Genomic DNA, 15759 nt, shown 5'->3' with positions numbered 1-15759 from the left:
GTGTCCGGTCCGTCCGGTGGGCCGGGCGGCTCAGGCCACCAGTCCGCCCAGCTTGCGCAGCGACTCGTTCAGTGCTGCCGTCGCCGAGTCCTTGAGCTTGCCCGCCATCAGCGACACGGCCGCGCCCGTGAACTCGCCGTCGATCCGCACTCCCGTCGCGTCCCCGTCCGGGGTCAGCGTGTAGCGGGTGGCGACGGTCACCGCCATCGGGCCCTTGCCGCGGATCGCCAGCACCCGCGCCGGCTCCAGCTCCTCGATGGTCCACTCGACCTCCGCCGGGAAGCCCATCAGCTTCATGTTCTCCTGGAAGGTGCCGCCCACCGCCAGGGTCTCCGGGCCGCCCTTGGGAAAGTTGGTGTGGGTCGCGTTCCACTCGCCGTACGCCGACCAGTCGGTGAGCTGTGCCCACACCTTCTCGGCCGGTGCCTGGATGCGTGCCTCCGCGCTGACTTCGGCCATCGGGCCACCCCTTCGTGTCGGGCTACGGTGTCGCGGAACGTAGCCGCAGGGCCTCGAACATTCAATACTGATGAACCGTCAGGAAATGTGTGGATCCGGGGCCACCCCTGCCCCTCCGCCGATCCGCCGTATCAGTGCCGCGTCGAACAGGTCCCACGCGCGCGGGAACGCGCTCGCGTCGTGGCAGTGCCAGGCGTCCCAGAACAGGTCCGCGGGCAGTGCGTCGGCCGGGGCGTACACCCGGTACACGTACTGCCTGCCGTCGACCGCCTGCAGAGCCACCAGCCAGCAACAGCACCCGCTCTCCACGTCAGTGAGGGACGTACGGCGGGTGCGCGGCGGTTGCGCATGGGGCGCGCGGCAAGTCGGCGCGCGCCCCGGTGGCCGGAATCGGTCTGATCTCATCCGTAAGGAGGAGATTCCGGCCATCCGCGTCCACTCTGCGTGGGACGCGAAAATGCTTCCCCCCGCCGATGACTCGGAGCCCTGGGATTGATGAGGTAGGGGATGTGCAACCCCGTATTCCCCGCCAGCCCGCCCAGGACCAGGGCAGTATCCACGCGGACGACGATGCCGGGCTCGGAGCCGGACCGGCAGCGGTGGTCGCCGGTGCCCGCCGCCGGGCCGTACGGGACGGGGACCGTCAGGTCGACACCGCCCATCTGCTGCACTCGCTGATCGAGTACGACCCCGAGGTGCGCGACGCCATCGGTGACGCCCCGCAACTCGCCCGCCTGCTCGGCTATCTCGTGCAGCGCAGCATCGGCTACGGCCTGCGCTGGCAGGGCGGGGTCGAGGACTCCGGCGCCCTGCCGGCCCTTCCGCGCGCCGAGGGCAGGGGTGACGGCGCCTGGTCGCCGGTGGCCACGGCCGCTCTGGAGTACGCCCGCAGCCGCGCGCGGCGCCGTGGCGAGGTCCACGCCGACGGTATCGACCTGCTCGCGGGCCTGGTCCTCGACCCGGAGTCCCGGGCCGTGGAGGTGCTGGAGCGGGCCGGGGTGGCCGCCCGAGCGCTGGCCGTGCGGATAGACGGGGACGGGACGGTCCGGGAAGCCGGGACGGAACACCGCACGTCCAGCCGTTGAGACAGGTGTCATAGAGGGTGACGCTCATGTCGCCCGCTGGCATCATGTCCCGGTGCACACCACGGAAAGCAGCCATGGCAAGAGCCTCGGGCTCTCCCTCGCCCTCGGGTCGGCGCTCGCCTTCGGCGGCTCCGGCGTCGCGGCCAAGCCCCTGATCGAGGCCGGGCTCGCGCCGCTGGACGTGGTGTGGCTGCGCGTGGCGGGCGCCGCCCTGGTGATGCTTCCGCTGGCGGTCCGCCACCGCGACCTGCCGCGCCGTCGGCCGGCGCTGCTCGCCGGGTTCGGACTGCTCGGCGTGGCCGGCGTCCAGGCCTGCTACTTCGCCGCCATCTCCCGGATACCGGTGGGTGTGGCGCTGCTCGTGGAGTACCTCGCTCCCGCGCTGGTGCTCGGCTGGGTCCGGTTCGTACAGCGACGGCCGGTCACCCGTGCCGCCGCGCTCGGCGTGGTCCTCGCGGCGGGCGGCCTCGCGTGCGTGGTGGAGGTCTGGTCGGGGCTGCGGTTCGACGCCCTGGGGCTGGTGCTGGCGCTGGCGGCGGCGTGCTGTCAGGTGGGGTACTTCGTGCTCGCCGACCACGGCGGCGGCGAGGGGGCGGACCCGCTGGGGGTGATCGCGTACGGGCTGCTGGTCGGGGCGGGCCTGCTCACCGTGGTGGCCCGGCCGTGGGAGATGGACTGGTCGCTGCTGGCGGGCAGTGCCCGGATGAACGGCTGGACGGTCCCGGCCGTCGGGCTGCTCGGGTGGATCGTGCTGGTCGCGACGGTCGTCGCGTACGGCACCGGTGTGGTGTCGGTACGGCGGTTGTCTCCGCAGGTGGCGGGGGTGGTGGCCTGTCTGGAGGCGGTGGTGGCGACCGTGCTGGCGTGGGTGCTGCTGGGGGAGCGGCTGGGTGCGCCGCAGGTGGTGGGTGGGGTTGTCGTACTGGCCGGGGCGTTCATCGCGCAGTCCGCCACGCCTGCCAAGGGCTCCGCCGAGCCCTTGGCGCGTGGTGAGGGTGTCGTACGGGAACCGGCGGTCTGAGCGTTGTCGGCCGCCGGTCGGTGGTGGCCGGCCGCTCCCCCGAGTTCTCGGCATCGCTCGAACCCGGGGCCCCGTCGCGGCGGAGCCGCACATCGGACACGGTCCCGCGCTCCCGAGGGGGCGCTGCACATCAGCGGGTCTTCAAGTACTGCGGCACCGCGACGTCCGCCGCCAGGTCCCCGTTCGCGATCGGGGCGTCGTACCCCTTCCGCAGCGGCAGCACGCCCGCCCAGTGCGGGAGGTCCAGGTCCTCCGGCTCGTCGTTCGCGCCGCCCGTGCGGGTCTTGGCGGAGACCTCCTTCAGGTTGAGGCGGATCACCGCGGTCGCGGCCAGTTCCTTCTTGTCGGCGGGGCGGGAGTCGGCGGCCCGGCCCGGCACCACGTGGTCGACCAGGGCGTCCAGCGCGCGGCACTTCTCCTCGGGGTCGGTGACCTGGTGGGCGATGCCGTGCACCACCACGGAGCGGTAGTTGACCGAGTGGTGGAAGGCCGAGCGGGCCAGCACGAGGCCGTCGACGTGGGTGACCGTCACGCACACCGCGAGTCCGGGGTCGGCCTGGCCGGTCATGCGCAGCGGCCGCGAGCCCGTCGAGCCGTGCAGGTACAGGACCTCGCCGACCCGGCCGTACAACGTCGGCAGCACCACCGGCGCGCCGTCGCGCACGAAGCCGAGGTGGCAGAGGTAGCCCTCGTCGAGGATCGCGTGCACCAGTTCCCTGTCGTACGACGCCCGGTCGGCGGAGCGGGTGGGAACGGTGCGGTCGGTCTTGGCGTAGGCGGCGGGCTGGGCGGGCCGGCCCGGCACGGTCCCCTGCACGGCTGTCTCCATTGCGTTTCTCCATTGCACTAGTGCATAATGTTGTTTGTGCTAGGAGAATATCGGATCGAAGGGCGCGGCGCAGCAGAGATTGCGGCCAGCGTCGAGCGCGCGGTGGGTTCCGGGGAGCTGGAGCCGGGGCAACTGCTGCCCCCGATGCGGGAGTTGGCGAGCAGGCTGGGGGTGAATCCCAATACGGTCGCGGCCGCGTACCGCACCCTGCGCGAGCGCGGGGTCATCGAGACCGCCGGCCGGCGGGGGAGCCGTATCCGGCCGAAGCCCGCCACGACCGGGCGGGAGGGGATCCGCGTCGACGTCCCGGCCGGGGTCCGCGACCTGTCCTCCGGCAACCCTGACCCAGCCCTGCTCCCCGGTCTCGCGCCGGCCCTGGCGGCGGTGGCGGCCGAGGGCGACCGCGACCCGGTCCTCTACGGCGCGGACCCGGTCGAGCCGGAGCTGGAGCGGATGGCGCGCGCCGCACTGGCCGCCGACGGCGTGCCCGAGGGGCCGCTCACCGTCACCTCGGGTTCCCTGGACGCCGCCGAACGCGTCCTGCTGGCGCACCTCAAGCCCGGCGACCCGGTCGCCGTCGAGGACCCCGGCTGGGGCCGCACCCTCGACCTGATCCCCGCACTGGGGCTGCGCACCGTCCCGGTGGCCGTCGACGACGAGGGGCCGCGTGCCGACGCCCTGCGCCTGGCCCTGGAGTCCGGGGCGCGCGCCCTGATCGTCACGGCCCGGGCGCACAACCCCACCGGCGCCGTGGTGAGCGCCGCACGCGCGCGTGCCCTGCGGGCCGTCCTGCGCGCACACCCGCACACCCTGCTGATCGAGGACGACCACGGCCACGGCATCGTCGACCTCCCCCTGCACCCCCTGGCGGGCGCCACCCAGCACTGGGCCTTCGTCCGCTCGGTCGCCAAGGCCTACGGCCCCGACCTGCGCCTGGCCACCCTGACCGGCGACGAGGTCACGGTCGACCGGGTGCGGGGGCGCCAGCGCCTGGGCCCGGGCTGGGTGAGCCGGCTGCTGCAGCGCACGGTCGTGCGGATGTGGACCGACGGTGCGGTGAACGGCCCGGAGGTGGCGGCGGCGTACCGGGCCCGCCGTGAACTCCTCATCGACGCGCTGGCGGACCACGGCGTCGAGGCGCGCGGCCGCAGCGGCATGAACGTCTGGGTCCCGGTTCCGGACGAGACCGGCGCGGTGTCCCGGCTGCTGCACGAGGGCTGGGCGGTGGCCCCGGGCGCGCGCTACCGCCTGGCGACCCCACCGGGCATCCGCATCACCGTCTCGACGCTGACACCCGAGGAGGCCGGTCCGCTGGCGGAGGCGGTGGCGAGAGCGGTGATGCCGACGGAGGGCCGGATCCAGGCTTGAGCGCTCCGCTGGTTGCGCCGTTCGTTCACCGCGGGCCGGTGGGGGCTGGTCGCGCAGTTCCCCGCGCCCCTGACGGGGCGCAGTTCCGCAGCCGATTTCACCAGGTCCGCCTAGTCAGCCGCAGTCTGCACCCTGCCGGGGCGCGGCCTGACCTGGGTGAGGGCCGCTCCCGCGAGGACGATCACCGCTCCCACCGGCGTGCTCCAGCGCAGCGACTCGCCCAGCACCGCGACCCCCGCCGCGGCGGCGATGACGGGAATGAAGTAGGTGACCATCTGGGCGGTGGTCGGCCCCACCTCCGCCACCAGCCCGTACTGGACGAGTACCGCCAGCCCCGTCCCCAGTGCGCCCAGTGCCGCGATCGCCAGCAGCGGGACCAGCGCGAAGTGCGCCGGGAAGGACGTGAACAGCGGTGTCACCACGGCCAGTTGAACCGTCGCCAGCAACAGCTGCGCCCCGGTCATCGCCAGATGCGAGTCACCCGTCCCGGCCAGCGTGCGCCGGACGTAGATCCACCCGATCGGATAGCTCAGCGAGGCCAGCAGCGCCATCGCGGTGCCCGTGACGTCCAGGCCGTGGAAGCCCTCCCAGGCTCCCAGCACCGTCAGCACCCCGATGAACCCCAGGCCGAGTCCGGCGAACCGAACCCTCGTCGGGCGGTCCTCCGACAGGGCCACCAGCGACAGCACCATCCCCCACAGCGGCGAGGTCGCGTTGCAGATCCCGGCCAGCGTGGACGGGATCGTCAGCTCCGAGTAGGCGAAGAGGGAGAACGGCAGCGCGTTGAGCAGGAACGCGGCGACCGCCAGATGCCCCCAGGTACCGGCCCCGCGCGGCAGCCGCTGCCGCTTCACGGCCATCGCCGCCGCAAGGACCGCCGTACCGAAGACCAGTCTGCCCAGGGTGACCTGGAACGGTGCGTAGCCCTCCGTCCCCACCTTGATGAAGAGAAAGCTGAAGCCCCAGATCAGCGACAGGGCGCCGAAGCGCAGGCGCCAGTCGAGGCGGGGACGGGAGGGGGCGGCGGCCAGGGTCGGCCCGCTGGTCGCGGCGGTGGTGACGGTGCTCATGCCCTCCACCATGGGGGAGCGGACTTCGTAGCACAATCGAGATTTTCCACTCGGTACCTCTTAGAATCACTTACATGTTGAACCTGGAGCGCCTGCGCACCCTCGACGCCCTCGCCCGGCACGGCTCGGTCAGCGGCGCCGCCGAGGCCCTGCATGTCACGACGTCGGCGGTGTCGCAGCAGATGGGCAAGCTGGAGCGCGAGGTGGACCAGCAGCTCCTCGCGAAGAACGGCCGGGGCATCCGGCTCACCGACGCCGGGCGGCTGCTCGCCGAGCACGCGGCCCGGATCCTCTCCCAGGTCGAGCTGGCCCAGTCCGACCTGGAGGCACACCGGGGCCAGGTCGTCGGCGAGCTCCGGCTGTCCGCGTTCCCGACAGCCGCCCGCGGCCTGTTCCCGACCGCGCTGTCCGCCCTGCGCACCCGGCACCCGGCACTGCGCGTCCGCTCCAGCGAGCTGGAACCGGAGCACGGCATCGCGGGGGTCGTCCGCGGCGACCTCGACCTCGCCGTCGTCCTGGACTGGTACAACAAGCCGATGCCGCTGCCCGACGGGCTGGTCAAGGCGCCGCTGCTGGACGACCCCGCCGAGGTGGCCCTGCCGGCCGGGCACCGGCTCGCCGACCGCGAGGAGGTCGACCTGGGGGAGTTCGCCGAGGACGAGTGGATCACCTGGGGCGAGGGCGAGTTCTGCCACGAATGGCTGATGTTCACGCTCCGCTCGCGCGGCATCGAACCCATCGTCGGACACCGAGCGGCCGAGACGCACACACAACTCAACCTGGTCGCGGCCGGGTTGGGGGTCTGCATCGCCCCGCTGCTGGGGCGCCACCCGGTGCCGGAGGGCGTCCTCATGGTGCCGCTGAAGCAGCGGGTGCGCCGCCATGTGTACGTCGTCTGGCGGGCCGACGCCGACCGCCGCCCGTCGATCCGGGCGGCGGTGCAGGCCCTGCGCGGCGCGGCCGAGGCGATCGCCTGAACCGGCTTTTCCGAACCGCCTTACGCCGAGCCCAGCTTGCGGAAGTCCCAGGAGGCGATCTTCGTCGGGGTCAGCCGCGCCCAGGCGTGCCGGCCGTCGTGCGGCATCTCGTCCAGGCCGAAGTTCTTGCGGGCGAACACCGTCTCGACGTAGTCGAGTTCGGCGACCAGTTCGCCGGTGCGCGGGACTTCGCCCACGAACTCGACGGTCCCTCTCAGCTCCACGCCGCGCAACTGGTCGTACTCCTCGCCGGAGTCGACCACGACGGCCACCCGCGGATCGCGGCCGAGGTCCTTCCAGCGCTGGCTGCGCACCACCGAGTAGAGCCACAGCGATTTGCCGTCCCAGGCGAACCACAGGGCGCTGACGTGCGGGGCGCCGGACGCCGAGACGGTCGCGACCCGGCAGGTGCGTTGTGTGGTGAGGAACTCGTCCAGCTCACCGGGCGTCATCATGATCTTCCGGCCCCGGCGCTGAGTGACGGTCATGCGGCCCCCTTCTTCTCTTCTTCCGTTCCCGCGCGATGGCGGTTAGTGTCACCCGCCCCGCACCAAGGCGGAAGGGGGCGTCATGCCGTCGTCGTACGAACGGCTCGCGGAACTCCTCGACCCGGTGAGCACCGTGCTGCTCACCGTCGAGTGCCAGCAGGGTGTGGTCGGCCCGGAGAGTGGGCTGCCCGAACTCGCCCGTGAAGCACGGGTGTCGGGGGCTCTCAACAACATCGCCCGTCTTGTCGCCGGCGCGCACGACACCGGTGTCCAGGTGATCCACGCGATCGCCGAGCGCCGCCCGGACGGCCGGGGCGCCAACCGCAACGCCCGCCTGTTCCGCGCCGCCGAACGGCTGCCCGTCCAGCAGCTGTCCGGCACGACGGCGGTCCGCGTCGCGCCCCCCATCGAGGTCTCGGAAGAGGACCTCGTCGTACGACGGCTGCACGGGCTGTCGCCGATCCAGGGCACCGACGTCGACCCGCTGCTGCGCAACCTCGGCTGCCGCACCCTGGTCGTCACCGGTGTCTCGGCCAACGTGGCCATCCCGAACACGGTGTTCGACGCGGTCAACCGGGGCTACACGGCCGTCGTCCCGGCCGACGCCATCGCGGGAGTGCCCTCCGAGTACACGCCCGCGATGGTCCGCAACACCCTCGCACTGGTCGCCACGGTCGCGACCACGGACGAGGTGCTCGGCTGCCTCGGACAACCGCGCCGGCGGTCCTGAGGATCAGGCCAGCGTTATCTGGTCGCCGGAGACCGTGATGTTCGCGGCCGTCAGACCCGTGGTCGCCGGGCCCTGCTTCACGCTGCCGTCCGCGATGGCGAACTTGCTGCCGTGGCAAGGACAGACGATCTCTCCGGCGGCGATGCTCGTCACCGCGCAGCCGGCGTGCGGGCACTTGGTCGAGAACGCCTTGTACGTGCCCGACGTCGGCTGGGTCACGACCACGGCCTGGTCCTTGTAGATCGTGCCGCCGCCCTCGGGGATGTCCGTGGTCTTGGCGAGCGCGGTGCCGCCGGCCGCGGCCGTGGAGCCGCCCGCCGAGCCGTTGCTGTCCTGGGTGGTGGAGCCACCGCCGGCGTTGTTGTTCGTGGTGGTCGTGCTCGACGAGCCGTCGTCCGACGACCCACAGGCGGTCAGCGCGGCGGCGAGCCCCGCCGCTCCGGCCGCCGCCATGACGGTACGGCGGCCCGGTCCGGCTGAGGGGTTGAGCGGTGCGCTGGTCATGTGAGGGGTTCCCTTCCGCGGAGCTTCTCGTTGATCTGTCCAGGGGTACGGTCTTCGCGCACCACCTGTTCAGACGGCATCCAGATAGTGACCCCCTGGACATGAGGCTTCGGTAAAACGGCGCTGTCGGTTCGCTGTCGGTCTTGACCTGCGCCGCAGCGGGACCGGCGACCGACGGCACCCGCCCGCTGGTTCTGCCCGGTCCGGCTACCCGGAGCCGCTCTCCTGGGCGGGCAGGAGGACCACGAGGGAAAGCTTTTCGTCATGGGCGTCCGACAGTTTCAGACAGTCCAGGTCGATGCGGCCGAGCCGTGGGTGCCGTAGCTCCTTCCGGGCGGAGGTGAATCCGCTGACGCTCCGCTCGTCCCACAGTGCGCGGAACGCCTCGGAGGAATTCAGCAGTGACTCGAGGAGCGCGGGGCCGCGCGGATCGTCGGGATACCGGGCGAGGGCCACCCGCAACTGGCCGACGAGGGACCGCGCCTCGCCGAGCCAGTCGACGAACAGTCCCGAACCGCGCGACTCGGCGAAGGTGATCCAGAGGATGTTCCGCTCGTCCGCGGACCGCTGGTCGAGGCCGCCGAGCAGCTCGGCGTACGCGTCGTTGTACGCCAGCAGGTCCCACCACGGGTTCATCACGTAGGCGGCTTTCGGGAACAGCTCCCGCACCAGCCGCTCAAGGAGGGGATCGACCTTCGCGGGCCCCGGACCTCCCGGCGGTGGCACCAGGGCGGCCAGTGTCAACAGGTGCGTGCGCTGCGGCCCGGAGAGCCGCAGCGCGCGGGCCAGGCTTTCGATGACCTGCCTGCTCACGCTGATGTCTCGGCCCTGTTCGAGCCACGTGTACCAGGTGACGCTCAGCCCGGCGAGCTGCGCCAGCTCCTCACGGCGCAGCCCCGGGGTACGGCGCCGCGGCCCGGACCGGAAGCCTGCCGCCGCCGGGTCGGTCGCCTCCCGCCGGGCGCGGAGAAAGGCGCCGAGTTCGTCGCGCTGGACCAGGTCGGTCACGAGGCACCGACGGCGTCCGCCAGCAGGGCCTCGGAGACGTCCCACAGCCGGCGGGCGTTCTCCGGATCCATGGCGTACCGGGCGACGCCGTGCAGCGTTCCGGTGCGCCGGTCGACCACCTCGGCCTCGTTGCAGTCGTTGAAGTAACGCCCGCCCACCCCGTCCAGCAGCGGCGAGACCGCGAGGAGCAGCGAGGTGGCGGCGCCCTGCTCCACCGTCTTCATCTGATCGGCCGCCACCCGTCCGCTGCTGCCCCCGATGTGCCGCTGGAGGTTGGTCACGATGGCCCCCGGCATGAGGGCGTTGGCGGTGATGCCGTCGGCCGCCCAGCACCGGGTGGCCTCGACCGCGAAGAGCACGTTCGCGGTCTTGGACTGCGCGTACGCGGCCCACGGTTCGTAGGCCCGGAAGCCGAAGTGCAGGTCGTCGAGGACGACGGGGGAACGCTGGTGGCCGGTGGAGCTCACGACGACGACGCGGGCGGCGTCCGCCGCGGCCAGCGCGCCGTGCAGACCGGTCGCCAGGGCGAAGTGGCCGAGGTGGTTGGTGGCGAACTGCAGCTCCCAGCCCTGCGGCGTGTACCGCTCCGGGCAGGCCATGACGCCCGCGTTGTTGACGAGGATGTCCAGCGGGCCGTGCCAGGCCGTGGTGAACGCGGTCACGGACGCGGGGTCGGCCAGGTCCAGACGGGCGACACGAAGCGCCTCGCTGCCGGTCGCGGAGCCGATGTCCTTGGCCACCCGCTCACCGGCCGCCGTGTCCCGCACGGCGAGGGTGACCTCAGCACCCCGCGAGGCCAGTACCCGCGCCGTCTCCGCCCCGAGCCCGGAGGACGCCCCGGTGACCAGTGCACGGCGCCCGGAGAGGTCGATGCCGGCGGCCACCTCGGCCGCGGTGCTGGAGAAGCCGAAGGGGGTGGTGATCATGCCGAACTCCTCTTGAAACGGTGGTTCCACCCACTCACCGTAGGAGCCCTGGTGAACATGACGCCAACGAGACTTGGGAACAGGTGGTATGCGCCGAAGTCATGGATGGCGCCCCTTCGCGCAGGGTGTGCGCACGCCTTCCCGGCTCTGCTCGACGGACCCGCGACCTCGCCGTCGGGCCGGGCGGGATCGTGCTGCCGGTCGGCGGGGAACACCCGCCGCTCGGCGGTGTGCTGACGGCCACTCGGTGACCTCGTCCCGAGGCCGTGCGGCGACCTGGGTGCGCAGGCCGGGGGTTCCTGGCCTGCTGTCACGCTCGGTTACTATGCTCACTTCATGCCGGAGGCCGGAAGCAAGGGGCGCATCGCCGTCGACGGGCTGCCGGGGAGGACCCGCCCGTCTTGCTCCTGACAGCCCCGGCCGTCGACTGCATGCTCAAGAAGCTGGATGGCCTGGGAAAATGCTGCGAGAAGTCACCGCGACCCGCTACATCACGCCCCTGCGTGAGGGTGGCTCGCTGCCGGGGCTCGTCGAGGCCGACGACTTCGGTACGTACGTCATGAAGTTCACGGGTGCGGGGCAGGGCCGCAAGACGCTGGTCGCCGAGGTCGTCTGCGGTGAACTCGCGCGCCGGCTCGGGTTCCGGATGCCCCGGCTGGTCACCGTCGGACTGGATCCGGTGCTGGGGCTCGGCGAACCCGAGCAGCAGGTGCAGGACCTGCTGCGGGGCAGCGGCGGCACCAACCTCGGCATGGACTTCCTGTCCGGCGCCCTCGGCTTCGACCCGCTCGCCTTCGAAGTCGGCCCAGAGGAGGCCGGGCGGATCGTCTGGTTCGACGCGTTGATCAACAACGTCGACCGCTCCTGGCGCAACCCCAACCTGCTGGTCCACCACGGCGACCTGTGGCTCATCGACCACGGCGCCACCATGATCTGGCAGCACAACTGGCCGTCGGCCGAGGCGTCCGCCGCCCGCCCGTACGACGCCGCCGACCACGCGCTGAGCGGGTTCGGCCCCGACGTCCGGGCGGCCGCCGCCGAGCTGGCGCCCCGGGTCACCGAGGACCTGCTCGCCGAGGTCACCGCCGAGATCCCGGACGTCTGGCTCGCTGCCGAGCCCGGCTTCGACAGCCCCGACGAGCTGCGGCGCACCTACGTGCGGCCGCTGCTCGCCCGGGCCGCCGTCATCCACGAACGCATCACCGGCATCGAGGGGGCCAAGTGAGCGAGACCCATATCTACATGGCCGGACATGTGACCGAGCGCCACATCACCCGGGCCGGCCAGGGTGGCGACCGGGACGTCTTCGAGTACGCCCTGCTGCGGGTCGTACCCCGTGTCGAGCGCGGCGAGTACATCAACGCAGGCGTGATCGTGTACTGCCGGGCCAAGACCTACGTCGGCGCCCGCACCCATCTCGACGAGGCCAGGCTGCTGGCCCTGGACCCGGACGCGGACGTGGCCGGGGTGCGGGCCGCGCTCGGCGCGGTGGAGGGCGTCTGCGCGGGCGGGGCGGCGGCGGGGCACGCGGCCGGCGACGACCCGGGGCGGCGCTTCCGCTGGCTGGTCGCGCCCCGCTCCACCGTCGTACAGCCGGGCCCGGTGCACACCGGGCTCACCCTCGATCCGGCCGCCGAGACGGAGCGGTTGCTGGAGCTCCTGGTGAGGTAATGGATCACACCGCGCTGTGTGACGTTGACACCGCGTGCCGGGGCTTCTAGCGTCACGTCTGTCGAAGGTACTAAGCGGTCGCTCACTGGCCGGCCGGGTTCTCGATCAGGTGTTCTCAAGGGCGAGGAGAAACAGCAATGTCCAGCACTGAGCAGCGGGTGGCCGTCGTCACCGGTGCCGCGCGCGGCATCGGCGCCGCCACCGCCGTACGACTGGCCGCCGAGGGCCGCGCGGTCGCCGTGATCGATCTCGACGAGGCCGCCTGCAAGGACACCGTCGAGAAGATCACCGCGGCCGGCGGCAAGGCGATCGCGGTCGGCGCCGACGTCTCCGACGAGGCCCAGGTGGCCGCCGCGATCGCGCGGGTCGTCGAGGAGCTGGGCGCCCCGACCATCCTGGTCAACAACGCCGGCGTGCTCCGTGACAACCTGCTGTTCAAGATGTCCGCGTCCGACTGGGACACGGTCCTGAACGTGCACCTGCGCGGCTCCTTCCTGATGACCAAGGCCGTCCAGCAGCACATGGTCGAGGCCGGCTGGGGGCGCGTGGTCAACCTGTCCTCCTCCTCGGCGCTCGGCAACCGCGGCCAGGCCAACTACTCTGCCGCCAAGGCCGGTCTGCAGGGCTTCACCAAGACCCTCGCCATCGAGCTCGGCAAGTTCGGCATCACCGCCAACGCCGTCGCCCCCGGCTTCATCGCCACCGAGATGACCAAGGCCACCGCCGAGCGCGTCAAGATGGGCTTCGAGGAGTTCAAGGCCGCCGCCGCCACCCAGATCCCCGTGCAGCGCGTCGGCGAGCCCGAGGACATCGCCAACGCCATCGCCTTCTTCACGAACGAGGCCGCGGGCTTCGTCTCCGGCCAGGTGCTGTACGTGGCCGGCGGACCGCTCGACTAGAAGACCACCGGGGAACCTGAGGAACACTGACATGACTGAACTGCCCGAGCTGTCCGGCAAGGTCGCCGTCATCACCGGCGCGAGCCGCGGCATCGGCTACGGCGTCGCCGAGGCGCTGGTCGCCCGCGGCGACCGCGTCGCCATCACCGGCCGCAACGAGGACGCCCTCAAGGAGGCCGTCGAGAGCCTCGGCGCCGAGCGCGTCATCGGCATCGCAGGCAAGGCGCACGACCTGGCCCACCAGAGCGAGGTCGTCGAGCGCACCATGGCGGCCTTCGGCCGCGTCGACTACCTGGTCAACAACGCGGGCACCAACCCGGTGTTCGGCCCGATCGCCGACGTCGACCTGGACGTGGCCCGCAAGGTGTTCGAGACCAACGTGGTCTCGGCCCTCGGCTTCGCCCAGAAGACCTGGCACGCCTGGCAGAAGGACAACGGCGGCGCCATCGTCAACATCGCCTCCGTCGCCGGCCTGTCGGCCTCGCCGTTCATCGGCGCGTACGGCATCAGCAAGGCCGCGATGATCAACCTGACCCAGCAGCTGGCCCACGAGTTCGCCCCCGGCGTCCGGGTCAACGCGATCGCCCCCGCGGTCGTCAAGACCAAGTTCGCCGAGGCCCTGTACGAGGGCCGCGAGGCGGAGGCCTCCGCGGGCTACCCGCTCAAGCGGCTCGGCGTGCCCTCCGACATCGGCGGCGCCGCCGCGTTCCTCACCTCGGAGCAGTCCGACTGGATCACCGGCCAGACGCTCGTCGTCGACGGCGGCATCTTCCTGAACGCCGGCATGGGCTGACGGCGCCACAGGTTTCCCGGCCCGTCCCCGGGCGTCGTCTTCGTCGCCGGAATCCCGGCACGGAAGTTCAGCGGCGAAATTTCCGCACGGACATTTCCGCACAGACATTTCGCCACAGGAACGACGAAAACGACGCCCGGACGGCCGCACAACATCCACACAGCTCCATGACAACGTCGTCATAGCACATTCGATCAACGCCCGTGTTTCCGGGGTGCTTCAAGGCGCGCAACGCTGCGGTATGGTCTGCCGCCGAGCCCTGGTACGGCGGATCGAGGAGCGTGCGCGTGTTCAACCGGAACCGAGGCCTGCGAAGAGTTGCCGCGGTCGCGTCCATATCTCTGGTTGCCGGGTGCGGTGTGTTCTCCAGCAGCAGCACAAGCAACAGCGGGCCGATCGTGGTAGGGACGACCAGCGCCCCCAGCACCCTTGACCCGGCGGGATCGTGGGACGGCTCGTGGGAGCTGTTCCGGAACGTCTACCAGACGCTGCTCGCCTACCCCGACGGCGCCACCACCCCCCAGCCCGACGCCGCGCGGAACTGCGCCTTCACGGACTCCGGCGACCGCACCTACCGCTGCGAACTGCGCTCCGGACTGAAGTTCGCCGACGGCGACAAGCTCGACGCCGCGGCCGTCAAGTACTCCATCGACCGGATCCGGAGCATCAACGCGCCCAGCGGCCCGGCCGGACTGCTCGGCAGCCTCGACCGGGTGCAGGCGATCGGCGACCGCGAGGTGGTCTTCCACCTCAACAAGGCCGACACCACCTTCCCGTTCGTGCTCGCCACCCCGGCCATGTCGATCGTCGACCCCGACGACTACCCCGCCCACTCGCTGCGCAAGGACGACTCCGTGCGCGGCTCCGGGCCGTACACCCTCAAGTCCTACGACGACGGCAAGCGGGCCGAACTGGTCCGCAACGACACCTACCAGGGCTTCGCCGACCGGCAGAACGACGCGGTGACCATCCGCTACTTCCAGGACTCGGCCACCATGGTCAAGGCCCTGCGGTCCGGGGACATCGACGTCACCTACCGCGGCCTCGCCGCCTCCGACATCGTCGCCCTGGAGGCGCACCGCAGCACCGACCTCCAGCTGATCGACGGCACCGGCACCGACATCAGCTACCTGGTGTTCAACCCCGAGGACCCGTGGGCCAAGGTGCCCGCCGTGCGCAAGGCCGTCGCCCAGCTCGTCGACCGCGCCGCGATCGCCCACACGGTCTACAAGGACACCGTCGACCCGCTGTACTCCATGGTCCCGGCGGGCCTGACCGGCCACACCACCGGCTTCTTCGACGACTACGGCGACCCCAGCACCTCCAAGGCCCGCAAGATCCTCGCCGACGCCGGCATCACCCAGCGCGTCCCGCTCACCTTCTGGTACACCACCGACCGCTACGGCTCCGAGACCGGCCAGATGTTCCAGGAGCTCAAGCAGCAGCTGGACGACTCCGGGCTGTTCACGATCACCCTCAGGAGCCGTCCCTGGAAGACCTATGTCGTCGGCTACCAGAAGGGCGAGTACCCGGTGTTCGGCCGCGGCTGGTTCCCGGACTTCCCCGACGCCGACAACTTCATCGCCCCCTTCGTCGGCGAGCAGAACGCCCTCGGCACGCCCTACCCGTCACCCGTGATCACCGGCAAGCTGCTGCCCGAGTCGCGCAGCGAGAGCGACCGCGGCGAGACCGTCAAGGACTTCGAGGAGGCCCAGCGGATCCTCGTCAACGACGCTCGGCTGATCCCGCTGTGGCAGGGGCGCCAGTACGTCGCGGCCAGCGACGACATCTCCGGCGGCGAACAGGCGCTCGACCCGTCTACGATCATGATGATGTGGGAGCTGCACCGCAAGACCAGCTGGTGAAACGGCCGTCCGGCACCGGTTGTCAGTGGTCGCCTGTAGGTTTTTCGATATCAGCAGGATCTGCAA

General features: G+C 71.5%; 18 protein-coding genes. 10 read left to right on the top strand and 8 right to left on the bottom strand.

The window, feature by feature from the left end:
- Positions 1-30: 30 nt before the first annotated feature.
- Both ACFWPS_RS30275 and ACFWPS_RS30270 read right to left on the bottom strand, forming a co-directional pair.
- The gene (locus ACFWPS_RS30275) at positions 31-459 is read right to left on the bottom strand and encodes an SRPBCC family protein (protein WP_089105600.1); all 429 of its coding nucleotides are present in this window, start codon (positions 457-459) and stop codon (positions 31-33) included.
- 78 nt (positions 460-537) lie between these two features.
- A complete protein-coding gene (locus ACFWPS_RS30270; protein WP_383710447.1) occupies positions 538-741 on the bottom strand; it encodes a hypothetical protein in 204 nt (67 codons plus the stop codon).
- A gap of 227 nt (positions 742-968) precedes the next feature.
- Between ACFWPS_RS30270 and ACFWPS_RS30265 the strand changes: the two genes are divergently transcribed.
- Positions 969-1544 carry a Clp protease N-terminal domain-containing protein gene (locus tag ACFWPS_RS30265; protein WP_383710444.1) on the top strand — a complete coding sequence of 192 codons (576 nt, stop codon included), beginning with the start codon at positions 969-971 and terminating at the stop codon, positions 1542-1544.
- 52 nt (positions 1545-1596) lie between these two features.
- Positions 1597-2565, top strand: coding sequence for a DMT family transporter (locus ACFWPS_RS30260; RefSeq protein ID WP_383710442.1), 969 nt, complete (start codon positions 1597-1599; stop codon positions 2563-2565).
- 130 nt (positions 2566-2695) lie between these two features.
- Here the strand turns inward: ACFWPS_RS30260 and ACFWPS_RS30255 are convergent, their stop codons facing one another.
- On the bottom strand, positions 2696-3394 hold the full coding sequence (locus ACFWPS_RS30255) for a pyridoxamine 5'-phosphate oxidase family protein (protein ID WP_383710438.1): 699 nt from the start codon (positions 3392-3394) through the stop codon (positions 2696-2698).
- A gap of 36 nt (positions 3395-3430) precedes the next feature.
- Between ACFWPS_RS30255 and ACFWPS_RS30250 the strand changes: the two genes are divergently transcribed.
- Positions 3431-4762: an aminotransferase class I/II-fold pyridoxal phosphate-dependent enzyme gene (locus ACFWPS_RS30250; RefSeq protein ID WP_383710435.1), complete on the top strand. Its 1332-nt coding sequence runs from the start codon at positions 3431-3433 to the stop codon at positions 4760-4762.
- A 110-nt stretch (positions 4763-4872) separates the two neighbouring features.
- On the opposite strand, the gene ACFWPS_RS30245 is transcribed toward ACFWPS_RS30250, so the two are convergent.
- Entirely contained in the window at positions 4873-5832 is a 960-nt protein-coding gene (locus ACFWPS_RS30245) for a DMT family transporter (protein WP_383710433.1), read from the bottom strand.
- 74 nt (positions 5833-5906) lie between these two features.
- Between ACFWPS_RS30245 and ACFWPS_RS30240 the strand changes: the two genes are divergently transcribed.
- Entirely contained in the window at positions 5907-6809 is a 903-nt protein-coding gene (locus ACFWPS_RS30240) for a LysR family transcriptional regulator (protein ID WP_383710431.1), read from the top strand.
- A 20-nt stretch (positions 6810-6829) separates the two neighbouring features.
- Here ACFWPS_RS30240 and ACFWPS_RS30235 read toward each other — a convergent pair whose 3' ends face one another.
- Positions 6830-7297, bottom strand: coding sequence for a pyridoxamine 5'-phosphate oxidase family protein (locus ACFWPS_RS30235; RefSeq protein WP_383710427.1), 468 nt, complete (start codon positions 7295-7297; stop codon positions 6830-6832).
- 82 nt (positions 7298-7379) lie between these two features.
- Here ACFWPS_RS30235 and ACFWPS_RS30230 point away from each other — a divergent pair, with 82 nt between their 5' ends.
- Positions 7380-8027 (top strand): cysteine hydrolase, encoded by a 648-nt coding sequence (locus ACFWPS_RS30230; RefSeq protein ID WP_383710425.1) that lies wholly within the window; start codon positions 7380-7382, stop codon positions 8025-8027.
- Positions 8028-8030: 3 nt separating this feature from the next.
- Here ACFWPS_RS30230 and ACFWPS_RS30225 read toward each other — a convergent pair whose 3' ends face one another.
- From ACFWPS_RS30225 to ACFWPS_RS30215, 3 genes are all read right to left on the bottom strand, one after another.
- Positions 8031-8531, bottom strand: a complete 501-nt coding sequence (locus ACFWPS_RS30225; RefSeq protein WP_383710424.1) for a Rieske (2Fe-2S) protein — start codon at positions 8529-8531, stop codon at positions 8031-8033.
- Between the two features lie 207 nt (positions 8532-8738).
- Positions 8739-9539, bottom strand: coding sequence for a helix-turn-helix transcriptional regulator (locus tag ACFWPS_RS30220; protein WP_383710421.1), 801 nt, complete (start codon positions 9537-9539; stop codon positions 8739-8741).
- Positions 9536-10465, bottom strand: a complete 930-nt coding sequence (locus ACFWPS_RS30215) for an SDR family NAD(P)-dependent oxidoreductase (protein WP_383710419.1) — start codon at positions 10463-10465, stop codon at positions 9536-9538. Before ACFWPS_RS30215 ends, ACFWPS_RS30220 begins: the two co-directional genes overlap by 4 nt.
- Positions 10466-10925: 460 nt before the next feature.
- Between ACFWPS_RS30215 and ACFWPS_RS30210 the strand changes: the two genes are divergently transcribed.
- The 5 genes from ACFWPS_RS30210 (at position 10926) to ACFWPS_RS30190 (ending at position 15693) form a co-directional block, all read left to right on the top strand.
- Entirely contained in the window at positions 10926-11690 is a 765-nt protein-coding gene (locus ACFWPS_RS30210; protein ID WP_383710416.1) for a HipA family kinase, read from the top strand.
- The gene (locus ACFWPS_RS30205; RefSeq protein ID WP_383710414.1) at positions 11687-12136 is read left to right on the top strand and encodes a DUF3037 domain-containing protein; all 450 of its coding nucleotides are present in this window, start codon (positions 11687-11689) and stop codon (positions 12134-12136) included. The genes ACFWPS_RS30210 and ACFWPS_RS30205 overlap by 4 nt, the downstream gene beginning before the upstream one ends.
- Before the next feature lie 137 nt (positions 12137-12273).
- A complete protein-coding gene (gene fabG, locus ACFWPS_RS30200) occupies positions 12274-13035 on the top strand; it encodes a 3-oxoacyl-ACP reductase FabG (protein ID WP_089105586.1) in 762 nt (253 codons plus the stop codon).
- 31 nt (positions 13036-13066) lie between these two features.
- Positions 13067-13828, top strand: coding sequence for an SDR family oxidoreductase (locus ACFWPS_RS30195; protein WP_383710411.1), 762 nt, complete (start codon positions 13067-13069; stop codon positions 13826-13828).
- 287 nt (positions 13829-14115) lie between these two features.
- A complete protein-coding gene (locus ACFWPS_RS30190) occupies positions 14116-15693 on the top strand; it encodes an ABC transporter substrate-binding protein (protein WP_383710408.1) in 1578 nt (525 codons plus the stop codon).
- Positions 15694-15759: the final 66 nt, after the last annotated feature.

It is taken from the genome of Streptomyces sp. NPDC058457 (genome assembly GCF_042720695.1).
In the GTDB taxonomy this organism is placed as follows: domain Bacteria; phylum Actinomycetota; class Actinomycetes; order Streptomycetales; family Streptomycetaceae; genus Streptomyces.
This window is presented reverse-complemented; position numbering and strand designations above follow the sequence as displayed.